The organism is Cupriavidus sp. C1SS-2L (genome assembly GCF_057073735.1).
This window is the reverse complement of sequence record NZ_CP172708.1, coordinates 2,819,447-2,833,813: the sequence shown is the minus strand read 5'-3', so window position 1 is coordinate 2,833,813 and position 14,367 is coordinate 2,819,447. Positions and strand designations below refer to the sequence as shown.

The window sequence follows — 14,367 nt, the reverse complement described above, 5'->3', positions numbered from 1 at the left end:
GCGCCGCCACGGGCCCTGGCGGTCCGCTGGGGGGCTTGTCCTGTGCTAACGTAACGTTTGGAGACAAAACAACGAAGATAAGACATGCCGACGGGCTATTACACGCATCCGGAGTTCCTTTTGCACGAGATGGGCCATTTCCATCCCGAGTGCCCGGAACGCCTGCAGGCGATCGAGGATCACCTGATTTCCCACGGCATGGACGGCCTGCTGGAGCGCCGTGAAGCGGCGCCCGCGACCCGCGAGCAGATCGAACGCGTACACGGGGCCGCTTATGTCGATTCGCTGGAGCGCGCGAGCCCCGCCAGCGGCTACTACCCGATCGATCCCGACACATCGATGAATTCGCACACGCTGGCAGCCGCGAAGCTGGCAGCGGGGGCGGCCGTGGCGGCTACCGATGCCGTCATGGCGGGCGAGGTGGAAAACGCGTTCTGCTGCGTGCGTCCGCCCGGACACCATGCCGAGCCCGACCGCGCCATGGGCTTCTGCTTCTTCAACAACGTGGCCGTCGCGGCCCGCCATGCGCTGGCAGCGCACGGGCTGGAGCGCGTGGCCGTCGTCGACTTCGACGTCCATCACGGCAACGGCACCGAGGCAGCGTTCCGGGGCGACGATCGCGTGCTGATGTGCAGCTTCTTCCAGCACCCGTTCTATCCCTACAGCGGCACCGAGCATATCGCCACGAACATGGCGAATATCCCGCTGCCTGCCTATACCAACGGGCTCGCGGTGCGCGAGGTGGTCGACACCATCTGGCTGCCGCGGCTGAACGAGTTCCGCCCGCAGATGCTGTTCATCTCGGCCGGCTTTGACGCCCACCGCGAGGACGACCTGGGTCAGATGGGCCTGGTCGAGCAGGACTATGCGTGGATCACGGGGCAGCTCGTCGATGTGGCCCGCGCGCATGCGAACGGCCGCATCGTCAGCTGTCTCGAGGGCGGCTACAACCTCAGCGCGCTGGGCCGCAGCGTGCTGGCACACCTGAAAGTGCTGCTGGAACGATAAGGAGCAAGCCCGCATGGCCGACACCGATCCGCGCACGAGCGCACCCCTGCTGACCGAGTCGCGCGATGCCGCGGGCGTGGCGCGCCTGACCATGAACCGCCCGGAAGCGTTCAACGCGTTGTCCGAAGACCTGCTGGACGAACTGGCTGCCGCCTTCGCCCGCCTGGCCGCGGACGAGTCGGTACGCGTGGTGGTACTGGGCGGCGCCGGCAAGGCCTTCTGCGCCGGGCACGATTTGCGCGAGATGCGCGCCTCGCCATCGCATGACTACTACCGGCGCCTGTTCGACCGCTGCACCCGGGTGATGATGGCCATCCAGAAGATGCCGCAGCCGGTCATCGCGCGCGTACATGGCATTGCGACGGCGGCAGGCTGTCAGCTGGTGGCCATGTGCGACCTCGCCGTGGCTGCGGACGATGCGCGCTTTGCCGTATCGGGTGTCAATCTGGGGCTGTTCTGTTCGACGCCCGGCGTTGCCCTGTCACGCAACCTCTCGCGCAAGCAGGCCATGGAGATGCTGCTGACCGGCGACATGATCGATGCTGCTACGGCCTGCGCGCGGGGGCTGGTCAACCGGATCGCGCCGCTGGCCCAGCTCGATGAAGAAGTGGCACGGCTGGCGGCCAGCATCTGCGCCAAGCCGGCGGCGGCCGTGGCGGCAGGAAAGGGTCTGTTCTACAAGCAACTCGAAATGGGCATCGAGGCGGCCTACCAGCTCGCTGGACAGACTATGGCCTGCAACATGATGGATGAGTCTGCGCTGGAGGGCGTCCAGGCCTTCATCGACAAGCGGGCGCCGAGTTGGCGTGCCTCATGAGGCCTATGAGCCGCAGCTATATGCCTTGAGTGCATAAAGCCATCGGAAAAAATTCGTTTATTGCATGAGGCGGATCGCTTAAAATGCTCGCTTCATAAAACATAACGTGGCGGCAACAGCGCTGGAGACCTTTCTCGCCTGTTGCCGTTTTCTTTTGGTCACTTTTCATGATCGAACTGCAAGGACTCTCGCAGCGTTTCCCCGGCGGGTCGGGTGAAGTGCATGCTTTGCGGGACGTCAGCCTGTCCATTGGGGCGGGCGAGGTCTTCGGCATCATCGGCCGCAGCGGCGCCGGCAAGAGCACGCTGGTGCGCGCCATCAACCTGCTCAACCGTCCGACGAGCGGCCGCGTGATCGTCGGCGGCCAGGACCTGACCGCGCTGGACAACGGCGCCCTGCGCCTGGCGCGCCGTGACATCGGCATGATCTTCCAGCACTTCAACCTGCTGTCGTCGCGCACCGTGTTTGACAATGTGGCGCTGCCGCTGGAACTGGCGGGCAAGACGAAATCGGAAATCGAGGCCACGGTGCTGCCGCTGCTGGACCTGGTGGGGCTGTCCGTGCTGAAGGACCGCTACCCCTCGCAGATCTCCGGCGGCCAGAAGCAGCGCGTGGGCATTGCGCGCGCGCTGGCAAGCAAGCCCAAGGTGCTGCTATCCGATGAAGCGACGTCCGCGCTCGACCCGGAAACCACGCGCTCGATCCTGGACCTGCTCAAGCAGATCAACCGCGAACTCGGCCTGACCATCGTGATGATCACGCACCAGATGGAGGTGATCAAACAGGTCTGCGACCGCGTTGCCGTGCTGGAAGCCGGACGCGTGGTGGAAGAGGGCCGCGTGATCGACGTTTTCCTGCGCCCGCAGCATGAAGTCACGCGCGCCATGATCGGCGACGTGATCGCGCAGGAGTTGCCCGAAAGCGTGCTCAAGCGCGTGGAAAGCCGGCTCGGCAACGGGCGCGATCATGTCTACCGTCTTGCCTTTACCGGCGAAGGCGTGGACCAGCCGGTGCTGGCCCAGGCGATCCGCCGCTATGGGCTCGATTTCAATATCCTGCACGGCCATATCGACGAGATCCAGGGGCAGGCCTTCGGCTCGCTGGCCATCATGGCCACCGGCGAGCTGGCCGACGTGAAGGCGGCAATGGAATACCTGCAGCAACAGGGCGTGGTGGTAGAGGAGATCGAACATGTGGTCTGAAATGTTTGACCTGTTCCTGACGTCCTTCAACGAGACGCTGCTGATGGTGGTGATCTCCGGCGTGGTCGGCTCGCTGCTGGGCGTGCCGCTCGGCGTGCTGCTGCACCTGACCAATCGCGGTGGCGTGCTGTCGCACCCGCTGTTCAATCGCACCATCGGCGTCGTGGTGAACGCGGTGCGCTCGGTGCCTTTCATCATCCTGCTGGTGGTGGTGATTCCGTTCACGCGATTCATCGTCGGCTCGTCGATCGGCACCACGGCGGCGATCGTGCCGCTGACCATTGCGGCGGTCCCGTTCATCGCGCGGCTCGTGGAAAGCGCGCTGCGCGAAGTCGACAAAGGGCTCGTCGAAGCGGCCCAGTCGATGGGCGCAACGACCGGCCAGATCGTCTGGAAGGTGCTGCTGCCCGAAGCAATGCCCGGCATCGTGGCCGGCCTGACCATTACCTTCGTGAGCCTGGTCGGCTATTCGGCCATGGCGGGCGCGATTGGCGGTGGCGGCTTGGGCGACCTGGGCATCCGCTATGGTTACCAGCGCTACATCACAGAGGTGATGGTCGCGGTGGTGGTGATCCTGATCATCTTCGTGCAGGCTGTGCAGAGCTTCGGCGACTGGCTGGTCCGCCGCATCAGCCACCGCTGATCCCTCAACGATTCAGGCGACGCGCCGCAAGGCGCCACGCCGCTACTCAAGAAAGAAGGCAAGACATGCAACGTCGCAACCTGCTGCAATGGATTCTTGGTGCCGCGCTCGGCGCCACGCTGGCTACCGGTGCGGTGGCCCAGGATAAGCCGATCAAGGTTGGCGTGACTGGCGGCCCGCACGCCCAGATCATGGAACAGGTGAAGAAGGTCGCGGCCAAGGACGGGCTGAACATCCAGGTGGTCGAGTTCAGCGACTACATCCAGCCCAACGCCGCGCTGGCCGCCGGCGACCTGGACGCCAACAGCTACCAGCACTTGCCATACCTCGAAGCGCAGATCAAGGATCGCGGCTACAAGTTCACGCACGTGGCCTTTACGGTCACGTTCCCGATGGGCGTGTACTCGAAGAAGATCAAGTCGCTCGACCAGCTCAAGGCCGGCGCGCGTGTCGGCGTGCCGAACGACCCGACCAACGGTGGCCGCGGCCTGCTGCTGCTGCAAAGCAAGGGCGTGATCAAGCTCAAGCCGAATGCCGGCCTGAAGGCAACGCCGCTGGATATCGTCGAGAACCCGAAGAAGATCCGCATCGTCGAGCTGGACGCCGCGCAACTGCCGCGGTCGCTCGATGACCTGGACGCCGCCGCCATCAACGGCAACTACGCCGAGTCGGCTGGCCTATCGCCCACACGTGATGCAATCGCCATCGAAGGGCCGAAGGGGCCGTACGCGAACCTCATCGCCATCCGCGAGGCAGACAAGAACAAGCCTTGGGTTGCCAAGCTCGTGAAGGCCTATCAGTCGCCGGAAATCAAACAGTACATCACTTCTACCTTCAGGGAATCGGTGATTACGGCCTGGTGAGCCGGGGATCTCATCCAATTCGACGATGTACGTGCCGCCCGTGTCGCGGCACAATCACGAGGATGCAAGAGCCAGCCGGGCTATGCCCGGCAACTTTTTGCCTATAAAATAGTACGATCGTTCGAAAAATATATAGGCCGCCAACCCGGTGGTTATAATGATGAGCGGACAAATTTCTGACTATCAGCTATCAGTGGAGTGAGCGCATGAAAGTACTCGTCGCAGTCAAGCGGGTGGTGGATTACAACGTGAAGGTGCGTGTCAAGGCCGACGGCACCGGCGTGGATCTGGCCAACGTCAAGATGAGCATGAACCCCTTCGACGAAATCGCCGTTGAAGAGGCCGTCCGCCTGAAGGAAGCAGGTGTTGTGACCGAAGTCATCGCCGTGTCGTGCGGCGTGGCCCAATGCCAGGAAACCCTGCGCACGGCCATGGCCATCGGTGCCGACCGTGGCATCCTGGTGGAGTCGAACGAAGACCTGCAGCCGCTGGCCGTGGCCAAGCTGCTCAAGGCGCTGATCGACAAGGAACAGCCGCAACTGGTGATCCTGGGCAAGCAGGCCATCGATGACGACTCGAACCAGACCGGCCAGATGGTGGCCGCGCTGGCAGGCCTGCCGCAGGCAACCTTCGCCTCGAAGGTGGTCGTGGCTGATGGCAAGGCATCGGTGACCCGTGAAGTCGACGGTGGCCTGGAAACCCTGTCGCTGAAGCTGCCGGCCGTGGTGACGACCGACCTGCGCTTGAACGAGCCGCGCTACGTCACGCTGCCGAACATCATGAAGGCCAAGAAGAAGCAGCTCGATACCGTCAAGCCGGAAGACCTCGGCGTGGACGTCAAGCCGCGCCTGTCGACCGTGAAGGTGGTCGAGCCTGCCAAGCGCAGCGCAGGTGTGATGGTGCCGGACGTTGCGACGCTGGTGCAGAAGCTGAAGAACGAAGCCAAGGTTATCTGAGCGCGGGGGAGATAGAACATGACTGCACTCGTCATTGCTGAACACGACAATCAATCGATCAAGGCCGCCACGCTGAACACCGTGACGGCAGCTGCCCAATGCGGCGGCGATGTCCACGTGCTGGTGGCTGGCGCCAACGCCGCTGCCGCTGCCGCCGCCGCCGCGAAGATCGCCGGCGTGTCGAAGGTGCTGCTGGCCGACGCCGCCTACTTCGGCGACGGCCTGGCCGAAAACATCGCCGAGCAAGCCCTGGCGATCGCCAACGACTACAGCCACATCCTGGCTCCGGCTACCCCGTACGGCAAGAACATCCTGCCGCGCGTGGCCGCCAAGCTGGACGTGGCCCAGATCTCGGAAATCTCGAAGGTCGACGCTCCGGATACGTTCGAGCGCCCGATCTACGCCGGTAACGCGATCGCGACCGTGAAGTCGTCGGACAAGATCAAGGTCATCACCGTGCGCGGCACCGCGTTTGACGCTGCTGCCGCCGAAGGCGGTTCGGCTGCTGTCGAGAACCTGCCGGCCGTGGCCGACGCAGGCGTGTCGCAATTCGTTTCGCGCGAAGTGGCCAAGAGCGACCGTCCGGAACTGACCGCCGCCAAGATCATCGTCTCCGGTGGCCGTGGCGTGGGTTCAGGCGAGAACTACACCAAGGTGCTGACGCCCCTGGCCGACAAGCTGGGTGCCGCGCTGGGCGCTTCGCGCGCTGCCGTGGACGCCGGCTTCGTGCCGAACGACTACCAGGTCGGCCAGACCGGCAAGATCGTCGCGCCGCAACTGTACATCGCCGTCGGTATCTCGGGCGCGATCCAGCACCTGGCCGGCATGAAGGACTCCAAGGTGATCGTCGCCATCAACAAGGACGCTGAAGCCCCGATCTTCTCGGTGGCTGACTACGGCCTGGTTGGTGACCTGAACACCGTGGTGCCGGAGCTGGTTGCGGCACTGGGCTGATCTATCGCCGGCCCTTGTGGCCGGCCCTGCAGAGATGCTGCATAAGCCGTTCCGGGCGTGTCCCGCGAACGGCTTTTTTATACACGATTGGAGACATCGATGACCTACCGCGCACCGCTCAAGGACATGCTGTTCGTGATGAACGAGCTGGCCGGACTGGACGCCGTGAGCCAGTTGCCTGGCTTTGAGGAAGCCACGCCGGAGACGGCGCAGGCCGTGCTGGAAGAGGCGGCCAAGTTCAATGAGCAGGTGGTGGCACCGCTGAACCGTGCGGGCGACCTGGACCCCAGCAGCTGGAAAGATGGCATGGTCACCACAACGCCTGGTTTCAAGGACGCATTCCGCCAGTTCGGCGAAGGCGGCTGGCAAGGCGTGCTGCATCCGCAGGAATTCGAGGGGCAGGGGCTGCCCAAGCTGATCGCCACGGCCTGCAACGAAATGCTCAACAGCGCGAATTTGTCGTTCGCGCTGTGCCCGTTGCTGACGGACGGCGCCATCGAGGCCCTGCTGACCGCCGGCTCTGACGAGCAGAAGGCTACCTTCCTGCCCAAGCTGATTTCCGGCGAGTGGACCGGCACCATGAACCTGACCGAGCCGCAGGCCGGTTCGGACCTGGCCGCGGTGCGCACGCGTGCCGAACCGCAGGGCGACGGTACGTACAAGGTATTCGGCACCAAGATCTTCATCACCTATGGCGAGCACGACATGGCGGACAACATCGTCCACCTCGTGCTGGCGCGTACGCCGAATGCGCCCGAAGGCGTGAAGGGCATCTCGCTGTTCATCGTGCCGAAGTTCATGGTCAATGCAGACGGCTCGCTCGGCGCGCGCAACGACGCGCATTGCGTGTCGATCGAGCACAAGCTGGGCATCAAGGCCAGCCCGACCGCGGTGCTACAGTTTGGCGACCACGGCGGTGCCATCGGTACGCTGGTGGGTGAAGAGAACCGCGGCCTCGAGTACATGTTCATCATGATGAACTCGGCGCGTTTCGCGGTCGGCATGCAGGGCATCGCGGTCTCCGAACGTGCTTACCAGCAGGCCGTGGCCTATGCGCGCGAACGCGTGCAAAGCCGCCCGGTCGACGGCTCGGCGCGCGAGGCGGTGACGATCATCCATCATCCCGACGTCAAGCGGATGCTGATGACGATGCGCGGCCTGATCGAAGGCGCGCGCTCGGTGGCCTACGTGGCGGCCGCTACCTGCGATGCCGCGCACAACCATGCGGACGAAGCCGTGCGCACGAAGAACCAGGCGCTCTACGAGTTCCTGGTGCCAATCGTGAAAGGCTGGAGCACGGAGCTTTCGATCGATGTGACGAGCCTGGGCGTGCAGGTGCATGGCGGCATGGGCTTCATCGAGGAAACCGGGGCGGCCCAGCACTACCGCGACGCACGCATCCTGCCGATCTACGAAGGCACGACGGCCATCCAGGCCAATGACCTCGTCGGCCGCAAGACGGTGCGTGATGGCGGTGCCGTCGCGCGTGCCTTCTGCGCCAGCATTGCCGAAACCGAAGCGGCGCTCGGCAAGCATGGCGGTGCCGCGTTCACGGCCGTTCAGGCGCAACTGGCCAAGGGCCGTGCTGCGCTGGAAGCGGTTGTCGAGTTCGTGGTTGCCAATGCCAAGTCAGACCCGAACGCAGTGTTCGCCGGCAGCGTGCCATACCTGAAGCTGTGCGGCATCGTGTTCTCGGGCTGGCAGTTGGGCCGCGCGATGCTGGCGGCCGATGCAAAGCGCGCTGAAGATCCTGGCTTCCATGATGCCAAGATCGCGACGGCGCACTTCTTTGCGGAGCACATCCTGTCGCAGGCGTCCGCGCTGCGCGATGCCATCGTCGCGGGTGCCGCGCCGGTGAATGCTGTCTCGCCCGATCAGTTCTGATGCGGCGGTTCTCTGCAAATAAAAAGGGCGGCCCGTCGGGTCGCCCTTTTTGCTGGTGTGGCGCGCTGCGCCGAAGGTCAAGCCGTAGCGGGACGCGGGGCGCCCTGCATGCGCTGCGGCTTCAGGTAGCGCCCGACTGACAGGTCATCGGCGCGGATCGCGGGCGAGCGGCCCGATACCAGGTCGGACAGCAACTTGCCCGAGCCGCACGCCATGGTCCAGCCAAGGGTGCCGTGACCCGTGTTCAGCCACAGGCCGCGCACCTGAGTCGGGCCGACGATCGGTGTGCCGTCCGGCGTCATTGGGCGCAGGCCGGTCCAGAAGGTGGCCTCGCTGACGTCGCCGGCGCCCGGGAACAGGTCGGTCACGACGTGCTCGAGCGTGCGGCGCTTGGCCGGATCGAGCGAGCGGTCGTAGCCAACGATCTGCGCCATGCCGCCGACGCGAATGCGGTCCTCGAAACGCGTGATCGCCACCTTGTAGGTTTCGTCGAGCACGGTCGACACCGGGCTGCGCGCGGCGTCAGTCATCGGCACCGTGATTGAGAAGCCTTTGAGCGGATAGACCGGCAGGTTCGACATGCCATGCAGGAACGGCTTGACGAGCTGCGTCGACCAGCTGCCGAGTGCTACCACGACGAGGTCGGCCGCGATCGGCTCGCCGTCCACCACGGCGCCGGTTACGGCGTCGCCCTGGGTCATGAGGCTGTTGATCGAACGGTTGTACTGGAATTTCACGCCCAGCGCCTCGGCCATGGCTGCCAGCTGTCGGGTAAACAGCTGGCAGTCGCCGGTTTCATCGTTGGGCAGGCGCAGGCCTCCGGTCAGCTTGTGGCTGACGGCGGCCAGCGCCGGTTCGCTCGCGGCGAGTTCTTCGCGCGAAAGCAACTGGTAGGGCACGCCGGCTTCTTCAAGCACCGCGATGTCCTTGGCGGCGCCATCAAGCTGGTCCTGCGTGCGGAAAACTTGCAGCGTCCCGTGCTGGCGGCCTTCATACGCAATGCCGGTGTCGGCGCGCAGCGCCCGGATGCAGTCGCGGCTGTATTCGGCCAGACGGACCATGCGCTCCTTGTTGACCGCGTAGCGCTCGGCGCTGCAGTTCTGCAGCATTTGCCACATCCACTGCAACTGGAACAGGGTCCCGTCCGGGCGGATCGACAGTGGGGCATGTTCCTGGAACATCCACTTGATCGCCTTCAGAGGCACGCCAGGAGCCGCCCATGGCGACGCATAGCCGGGCGAGATCTGCCCGGCATTGGCAAAGCTGGTGCCAAGCGCGGGCCCCGCCTCGCGATCGACAACGGTCACTTCGTGACCGGCTTTGGCCAGATACCACGCACTGGTGACGCCGATAACGCCACTACCAAGTACGAGAACGCGCATGTTTCGGGGGCTCCTAACCAGGATGTCAGGGTATTGAAGGATTTGTCTCTATACTATTGAAACTAATCCAGTCATAGTTATTGAATTTCTCAGAAAAACAGGAATAAGTCATGAGAACGAGTCGCCAGCCCGTCCGCGCCCTTGACCGGCTCGACCGCAAGATCCTCGCGCTGCTGCAGGCTGACGGCCGGATGTCGATGAAGGACCTGGCCGAGGCAGTCGGGCTGACCATCACGCCATGCATCGAGCGCGTCAAGCGCATGGAGCGCGATGGTGTCATCATGGGCTACTACGCACGGCTCAATCCGACTCTGCTGGGCAGCGCGCTGCTGGTGTTTGTCGAGATCTCGCTGGGGAACAAGTCGGGCAATATGTTCGAGCAGTTCCGCCGCGAAGTGCTGCGGATTCCCGAAGTGCTCGAGTGCCACCTGGTGTCGGGCGATTTCGACTACCTGATCAAGGCGCGCATCCGGGAGATCGGCGAATACCGGCGGCTGCTCGGCGACATCCTGCTGCAGTTGCCCGGTGCGGCGCAGTCGAAGAGCTATGTGGTGATGGAAGAGATCAAGGAGACGCTGGCCATTTCCGTGGAGGAGAAGGCCCAGTCAGCCTGACGATGAGACGTTCCCCGCCGGATTCCGCCCCCGATACCCGCCGTGAGAGTCGACGCGAACGCGATGCCGATGACGTTGGCATCGCGGAAGGCACTCGTGCGCCCGTGGCACGCAAGGGGCGCGGCGCGGTCAGCAATATCCAGGGCCGATATGAACGCGATCAGCGCGAGCCGTTCGATGATGGCTGGTGCGCGGCCAGCTACGACGAGGGTGCCGAAACCGGTGATCCCGTTGAAGCTACCAGGCCAGTCATTCCAATCGTACCGGCCGACGCGGAGACGCCCCCGCCGCTGCGCACCGAAGTCACGATCGAGCGCGCACGGTCAATTCTTACGCGCAACGCGTCGCCGGATATCCCGTTCGACGTTTCGCTGAATCCATATCGCGGTTGCGAACACGGGTGCATTTACTGCTTTGCGCGGCCCACGCATGCCTACCTCGACCTCTCGCCGGGACTCGATTTCGAGACCCGGCTGTACGCCAAGACCAACGCCGCCGAACGGCTGCGGGAAGCGCTGATGCGGCCCTCCTACCGGTGTGAGACGATTGCACTGGGCGTCAATACCGACGCGTACCAGCCTATCGAGCGCGAGTATCGGGTGACGCGTGGGATCCTTGAAGTCTTGAGCGAGTGCAACCATCCTGTTGCCCTGATAACGAAATCGTCGCTGATCGAGCGCGACATCGACCTGCTCGCGCCGATGGCGTCCAAAGGGCTGGCCGTGGCCGCGGCGACGATCACCACACTCGATGCCGGTATCGCCCGTACGCTTGAGCCACGCGCGGCGACGCCATCGCGTCGGCTGCGCACCATCCGGACGTTGACGGAGGCGGGCATCCCGGTCGGCGTGAGCATTGCACCGGTGATCCCGTTCATCACCGAACCTGATCTGGAGCGCGTGCTCGAAGCCGCGCGCGAAGCCGGCGCGGTGTATGCGAATTACATCGTGCTGCGACTGCCCTGGGAAGTTCACCCGCTCTTCGAGGAGTGGTTGCAGGCCCATTTTCCGGACCGTGCAGAGCGGGTGATGAACCGTGTGCGCGACATGCGCGCGGGCAAGGCCTATGACGCGAGCTTTGCCACACGCATGCGCGGGACTGGGGTGTGGGCCGACCTGATGCGCCAGCGCTTCTATAAGGCGGCAGACCGGCTGGGATACCGTTACAACCGGTTCGAACTCGATACGTCGCGTTTCCGCGTGCCGCCCAGCTGGACGACCGTCGCGGACGACGACGCGCAAGGCACCTTGTTCTGACTGCTCGCGGCCGCTTCCTGGTCGCCGATCATGCTGCTTGCCAACTCCAGCGCGGCCCTCGCGCGGGCCGCGGGCAGGCCCGAAGACAGCGCCAGCCTGACGGCGATGGCCGCCAGGCGTCCTTCTTCATACGTAGGCATGTCAGTCTTGCTCCTTTGCACAGTCGGTGTCATGGCCGGCCGGGCTGGTTACCGCCAGAAGCCAGCGGGGTGCTTCCAGTATGGGCGATTTGCACGGAAGAGGAACCTGACATCGGCGGGGTTTGCGCGCGGACAAGTTGGAAGGGGATCGCACTGGACATTGCCAGAAGCGCCAGCGCCGTGTGGCGTGGCGTCTCAGGCGCGGTCCCGGTCCCAGTAGGGCGGATTGCCGAAGCGTGCCGCAAAGAAGTCGACGAAGGCTCGTGTCTTGGCGGGAACAAGATGGCGGCTCGGATAGACCGCCCAGATGGAAACGGCCGGCAGGACCGGATACTCGTCGAGCACGGTCACGAGTTGTCCGCTTCGCAGCAGGGCGCCCACATCCCAGGTCGACTTGAGCGCGATGCCCATGCCTGCCACCAGTGCATCGCGGATGACTTCGCCGTTGTCCACGCGCAGGTTGCCATGCACGGTGACCGCGGTTTCCCCGAGCGGCGTGTCGAAGCGCCAGGCGGACTGGTCGCCGAGAATGAGGCAATTGTGCGTGCGCAGGTCATCGGGATGCTTTGGGATGCCGTGCGCGGCGAGGTAAGAGGGCGCCGCACAGATCACCCGGCGGCTTGGCGCAAGCGCGCGGGCCACGAGCGAGGAGTCTGGCAAAGCGCCCATGCGCAACGCCACGTCGATGCCTGCGTCGACAAGCGGCACGACCTGATCGCTGAGGCGGAGGTCGAGCCGTATCTCAGGATACGTTTCGAGAAAAGCCGGAATGGCCGGCGACACATGCTGCCGCCCGAACGAAGCTGGCGCGGTGACGCGCAGCAACCCGTGCGGTGCCCGCGCCCCTTTGCCGACCGACTGTTCGGCGGCCTCGGCGGTGGCTAGCAGCTGCTGCGCGTGTTCGATGAAGCGCTCGCCATCGGCGGTCAGCGACAACCGGCGCGTGGTCCGGTGCAGCAGGCGTGTGCCGAGGGTTTGTTCGAGCCTGGCGAGGCGCGCGCTCGCCGTGGAGGTGGACAGTTGCAGGTCGCGCGCGGCGGCGGACAGGTTGCCCAGCGACGCCGCGCGCGTAAAGACCGCGACGTCGAGCAGGTCGAAGTACATGGCTGCCCGACGCCGCTGGAATGGCTACTGGGACAGCGCGCGTGCCGCTTCGACCTGCGACTCGAAGAAGGTCTGGAAGCTGATGGCCAGTCCGGCCATCAGCAGGCCCGTGCCGATCAGCAGCGACAGGATCACCAGGATCACCACGGGCCAGCCCGAACGCGTGGGCGGGCCACCCGGATTGAAGCGGGCATCCCATTTGTCATCGGGCCGCAGTCCAAAGACGATCGCGGCGAGGAACGCGCTAATCACCGACGCGCCGCCGGCCACGGCGAAGGTCCAGTTCAACGCGGGCGAGCCGGTCTCGGTCACCATCGAGGCAACACCGATCACGCCGGCCAGCGTGGACAGCAGATGAAGCCAGCCGTACTGGTCGCGCAGTCCGCCGAGGTAGAACCGGTGCGCACCGAGGCTGCCCAGCAGGAAGGCCAGCGCCACCGTCAGCAGCTTCGATCGGGACCGCGTGGAGGGCAGGGCGGTTGAACGGGATGCTTGGGACGCTTGGCTGGCTGCAGGCATGGGGCAACGTGGCGAAGGGTTGCCTGCGTACGCGCCGGCAACGATCAATGGGATTCGGCAGGCAGCAGGTGCCAGCCGGGACACATTGTACGACGCCGTCCCGACAGCTTGCGCGAAGGAGATTTACTGCGGAGGCCAGCTAACGCCAGCCGGAGGAGAAGAGGTGATGGAAGAGGTTGCTGGTGTGTTCGCTGATATGGGTTTCGCCATACAGGACCAGCGTCAATAACAGCATGAAAAGTAGCGATAGCGACAGTTGTCCGGCGTGCTCAGCCAGGTCGCTCAACAGGCGGGTCATGACAGGCCTCGGCAGTTTGCGGGGTTTTTGCTCTGGAGGCTGCGCCCGGCGGGTTTATCCCGGCCTGCAGGAGGTGCCGGGCAGAGGCAGGTCAGTTTGGTATGCCGTCTGCACAAGGCGGTACGCTGCAGGAATCCGCGCAGCGTCGGGCAGCAGCCTGTGCGCGCGTTGGGAGCGCACTCAGATAAAGACAGCGATATACGGGGCGAGTTCCGGAGCGCTCAGCGGCCACCGTCGCGGCCGCGTGCCTGCCAGCCCGGTCCGACGCTGGTCGGCCGGTTGTCATTGCGGTTGGCGTCGCTTTGGCTGGTGCGTTCGGTCTGGCGCGGACGGTTTTCGTCGCGGGCGTTCGGCCCGCTGGGCCCGTTCGGCCGACCGCTCAGCCGGTCATCGGCCCGCGCCCGCGCCTCCATGCGATCGATCTGTGCCTGCACGTGGTCGCGGCTCTCGGCACGTACGCTGGCCATCTGCCAGCCTCCTGCGGCTTGGACACGCGGGCCGCGGGCCTCGGCATTCACGCGAGGCCAGAACGTGACTTGTGCATGGCTTGCGGCGACGGCGCCGATCAAGCCCGCAGCTGCGAGGATGCCAGCCACCAAGTCGCGCAGGAGTGAGCGGGTGAACATGCGGAATCCCAGGGTCCTGACGCGCAGCGTAGTAGTTTCAAAGTTGGGTTCATGGTACGCATGGGGCATCGGCGCGCCTATGCCAATCGCGTTACCGGTGT

At 64.7% G+C, this 14,367-nt stretch carries 15 protein-coding genes; 10 read left to right on the top strand and 5 right to left on the bottom strand.

The genetic code is table 11. The annotated features are described in order from the left end of the window. Positions 1-84 precede the first annotated feature (84 nt). From ACIGJG_RS13145 to ACIGJG_RS13110, 8 genes are all read left to right on the top strand, one after another. Complete coding sequence (locus ACIGJG_RS13145; protein ID WP_011298704.1) at positions 85-1,008, top strand: histone deacetylase family protein; 924 nt, start codon at positions 85-87, stop codon at positions 1,006-1,008. Positions 1,009-1,021: 13 nt separating this feature from the next. After that, entirely contained in the window at positions 1,022-1,825 is an 804-nt protein-coding gene (locus tag ACIGJG_RS13140) for an enoyl-CoA hydratase (RefSeq protein ID WP_011298703.1), read from the top strand. A gap of 167 nt (positions 1,826-1,992) precedes the next feature. Next, positions 1,993-3,027, top strand: a complete 1,035-nt coding sequence (locus tag ACIGJG_RS13135) for a methionine ABC transporter ATP-binding protein (RefSeq protein ID WP_011298702.1) — start codon at positions 1,993-1,995, stop codon at positions 3,025-3,027. Beyond that, positions 3,017-3,670 carry a methionine ABC transporter permease gene (locus ACIGJG_RS13130; protein WP_011298701.1) on the top strand — a complete coding sequence of 218 codons (654 nt, stop codon included), beginning with the start codon at positions 3,017-3,019 and terminating at the stop codon, positions 3,668-3,670. The genes ACIGJG_RS13135 and ACIGJG_RS13130 overlap by 11 nt, the downstream gene beginning before the upstream one ends. 65 nt (positions 3,671-3,735) lie before the next feature. Then, complete coding sequence (locus tag ACIGJG_RS13125; protein ID WP_220630949.1) at positions 3,736-4,533, top strand: MetQ/NlpA family ABC transporter substrate-binding protein; 798 nt, start codon at positions 3,736-3,738, stop codon at positions 4,531-4,533. A gap of 206 nt (positions 4,534-4,739) precedes the next feature. Then, positions 4,740-5,489, top strand: a complete 750-nt coding sequence (locus ACIGJG_RS13120) for an electron transfer flavoprotein subunit beta/FixA family protein (RefSeq protein WP_011298699.1) — start codon at positions 4,740-4,742, stop codon at positions 5,487-5,489. A gap of 18 nt (positions 5,490-5,507) precedes the next feature. After that, positions 5,508-6,443, top strand: coding sequence for an electron transfer flavoprotein subunit alpha/FixB family protein (locus ACIGJG_RS13115; RefSeq protein WP_011298698.1), 936 nt, complete (start codon positions 5,508-5,510; stop codon positions 6,441-6,443). Positions 6,444-6,542: 99 nt separating this feature from the next. Further along, on the top strand, positions 6,543-8,327 hold the full coding sequence (locus ACIGJG_RS13110) for an acyl-CoA dehydrogenase (RefSeq protein ID WP_220630948.1): 1,785 nt from the start codon (positions 6,543-6,545) through the stop codon (positions 8,325-8,327). 77 nt (positions 8,328-8,404) lie between these two features. Here ACIGJG_RS13110 and ACIGJG_RS13105 read toward each other — a convergent pair whose 3' ends face one another. Then, positions 8,405-9,709 carry a D-amino acid dehydrogenase gene (locus tag ACIGJG_RS13105; RefSeq protein ID WP_011298696.1) on the bottom strand — a complete coding sequence of 435 codons (1,305 nt, stop codon included), beginning with the start codon at positions 9,707-9,709 and terminating at the stop codon, positions 8,405-8,407. A 110-nt stretch (positions 9,710-9,819) separates the two neighbouring features. Between ACIGJG_RS13105 and ACIGJG_RS13100 the strand changes: the two genes are divergently transcribed. Together ACIGJG_RS13100 and ACIGJG_RS13095 are read left to right on the top strand one after the other, a co-directional pair. Next, positions 9,820-10,323: an Lrp/AsnC ligand binding domain-containing protein gene (locus tag ACIGJG_RS13100; protein WP_011298695.1), complete on the top strand. Its 504-nt coding sequence runs from the start codon at positions 9,820-9,822 to the stop codon at positions 10,321-10,323. A gap of 2 nt (positions 10,324-10,325) precedes the next feature. Continuing rightward, positions 10,326-11,579: a PA0069 family radical SAM protein gene (locus tag ACIGJG_RS13095; protein WP_011298694.1), complete on the top strand. Its 1,254-nt coding sequence runs from the start codon at positions 10,326-10,328 to the stop codon at positions 11,577-11,579. Positions 11,580-11,914: 335 nt separating this feature from the next. On the opposite strand, the gene ACIGJG_RS13090 is transcribed toward ACIGJG_RS13095, so the two are convergent. From ACIGJG_RS13090 to ACIGJG_RS13075, 4 genes are all read right to left on the bottom strand, one after another. Then, on the bottom strand, positions 11,915-12,823 hold the full coding sequence (locus tag ACIGJG_RS13090) for a LysR family transcriptional regulator (RefSeq protein ID WP_011298693.1): 909 nt from the start codon (positions 12,821-12,823) through the stop codon (positions 11,915-11,917). 24 nt (positions 12,824-12,847) lie between these two features. Beyond that, the gene (locus ACIGJG_RS13085; RefSeq protein ID WP_011298692.1) at positions 12,848-13,342 is read right to left on the bottom strand and encodes a TM2 domain-containing protein; all 495 of its coding nucleotides are present in this window, start codon (positions 13,340-13,342) and stop codon (positions 12,848-12,850) included. 139 nt (positions 13,343-13,481) lie between these two features. Next, the gene (locus ACIGJG_RS13080; protein WP_220630947.1) at positions 13,482-13,640 is read right to left on the bottom strand and encodes a hypothetical protein; all 159 of its coding nucleotides are present in this window, start codon (positions 13,638-13,640) and stop codon (positions 13,482-13,484) included. A 221-nt stretch (positions 13,641-13,861) separates the two neighbouring features. Further along, entirely contained in the window at positions 13,862-14,266 is a 405-nt protein-coding gene (locus ACIGJG_RS13075; protein WP_011298691.1) for a hypothetical protein, read from the bottom strand. Positions 14,267-14,367: the final 101 nt, after the last annotated feature.

Excerpts from the sequence above, each read along its gene's own strand:
- ACIGJG_RS13145 (WP_011298704.1), top strand. The coding sequence starts at position 85 with ATGCCGACGGGCTATTACACGCATCCGGAGTTCCTTTTGCACGAGATG.
- ACIGJG_RS13140 (WP_011298703.1), top strand. The coding sequence starts at position 1,022 with ATGGCCGACACCGATCCGCGCACGAGCGCACCCCTGCTGACCGAGTCG.
- ACIGJG_RS13135 (WP_011298702.1), top strand. The coding sequence starts at position 1,993 with ATGATCGAACTGCAAGGACTCTCGCAGCGTTTCCCCGGCGGGTCGGGT.
- ACIGJG_RS13130 (WP_011298701.1), top strand. The coding sequence starts at position 3,017 with ATGTGGTCTGAAATGTTTGACCTGTTCCTGACGTCCTTCAACGAGACG.
- ACIGJG_RS13125 (WP_220630949.1), top strand. The coding sequence starts at position 3,736 with ATGCAACGTCGCAACCTGCTGCAATGGATTCTTGGTGCCGCGCTCGGC.
- ACIGJG_RS13120 (WP_011298699.1), top strand. The coding sequence starts at position 4,740 with ATGAAAGTACTCGTCGCAGTCAAGCGGGTGGTGGATTACAACGTGAAG.
- ACIGJG_RS13115 (WP_011298698.1), top strand. The coding sequence starts at position 5,508 with ATGACTGCACTCGTCATTGCTGAACACGACAATCAATCGATCAAGGCC.
- ACIGJG_RS13110 (WP_220630948.1), top strand. The coding sequence starts at position 6,543 with ATGACCTACCGCGCACCGCTCAAGGACATGCTGTTCGTGATGAACGAG.
- ACIGJG_RS13105 (WP_011298696.1), bottom strand. The coding sequence starts at position 9,709 with ATGCGCGTTCTCGTACTTGGTAGTGGCGTTATCGGCGTCACCAGTGCG.
- ACIGJG_RS13100 (WP_011298695.1), top strand. The coding sequence starts at position 9,820 with ATGAGAACGAGTCGCCAGCCCGTCCGCGCCCTTGACCGGCTCGACCGC.
- ACIGJG_RS13095 (WP_011298694.1), top strand. The coding sequence starts at position 10,326 with ATGAGACGTTCCCCGCCGGATTCCGCCCCCGATACCCGCCGTGAGAGT.
- ACIGJG_RS13090 (WP_011298693.1), bottom strand. The coding sequence starts at position 12,823 with ATGTACTTCGACCTGCTCGACGTCGCGGTCTTTACGCGCGCGGCGTCG.
- ACIGJG_RS13085 (WP_011298692.1), bottom strand. The coding sequence starts at position 13,342 with ATGCCTGCAGCCAGCCAAGCGTCCCAAGCATCCCGTTCAACCGCCCTG.
- ACIGJG_RS13080 (WP_220630947.1), bottom strand. The coding sequence starts at position 13,640 with ATGACCCGCCTGTTGAGCGACCTGGCTGAGCACGCCGGACAACTGTCG.
- ACIGJG_RS13075 (WP_011298691.1), bottom strand. The coding sequence starts at position 14,266 with ATGTTCACCCGCTCACTCCTGCGCGACTTGGTGGCTGGCATCCTCGCA.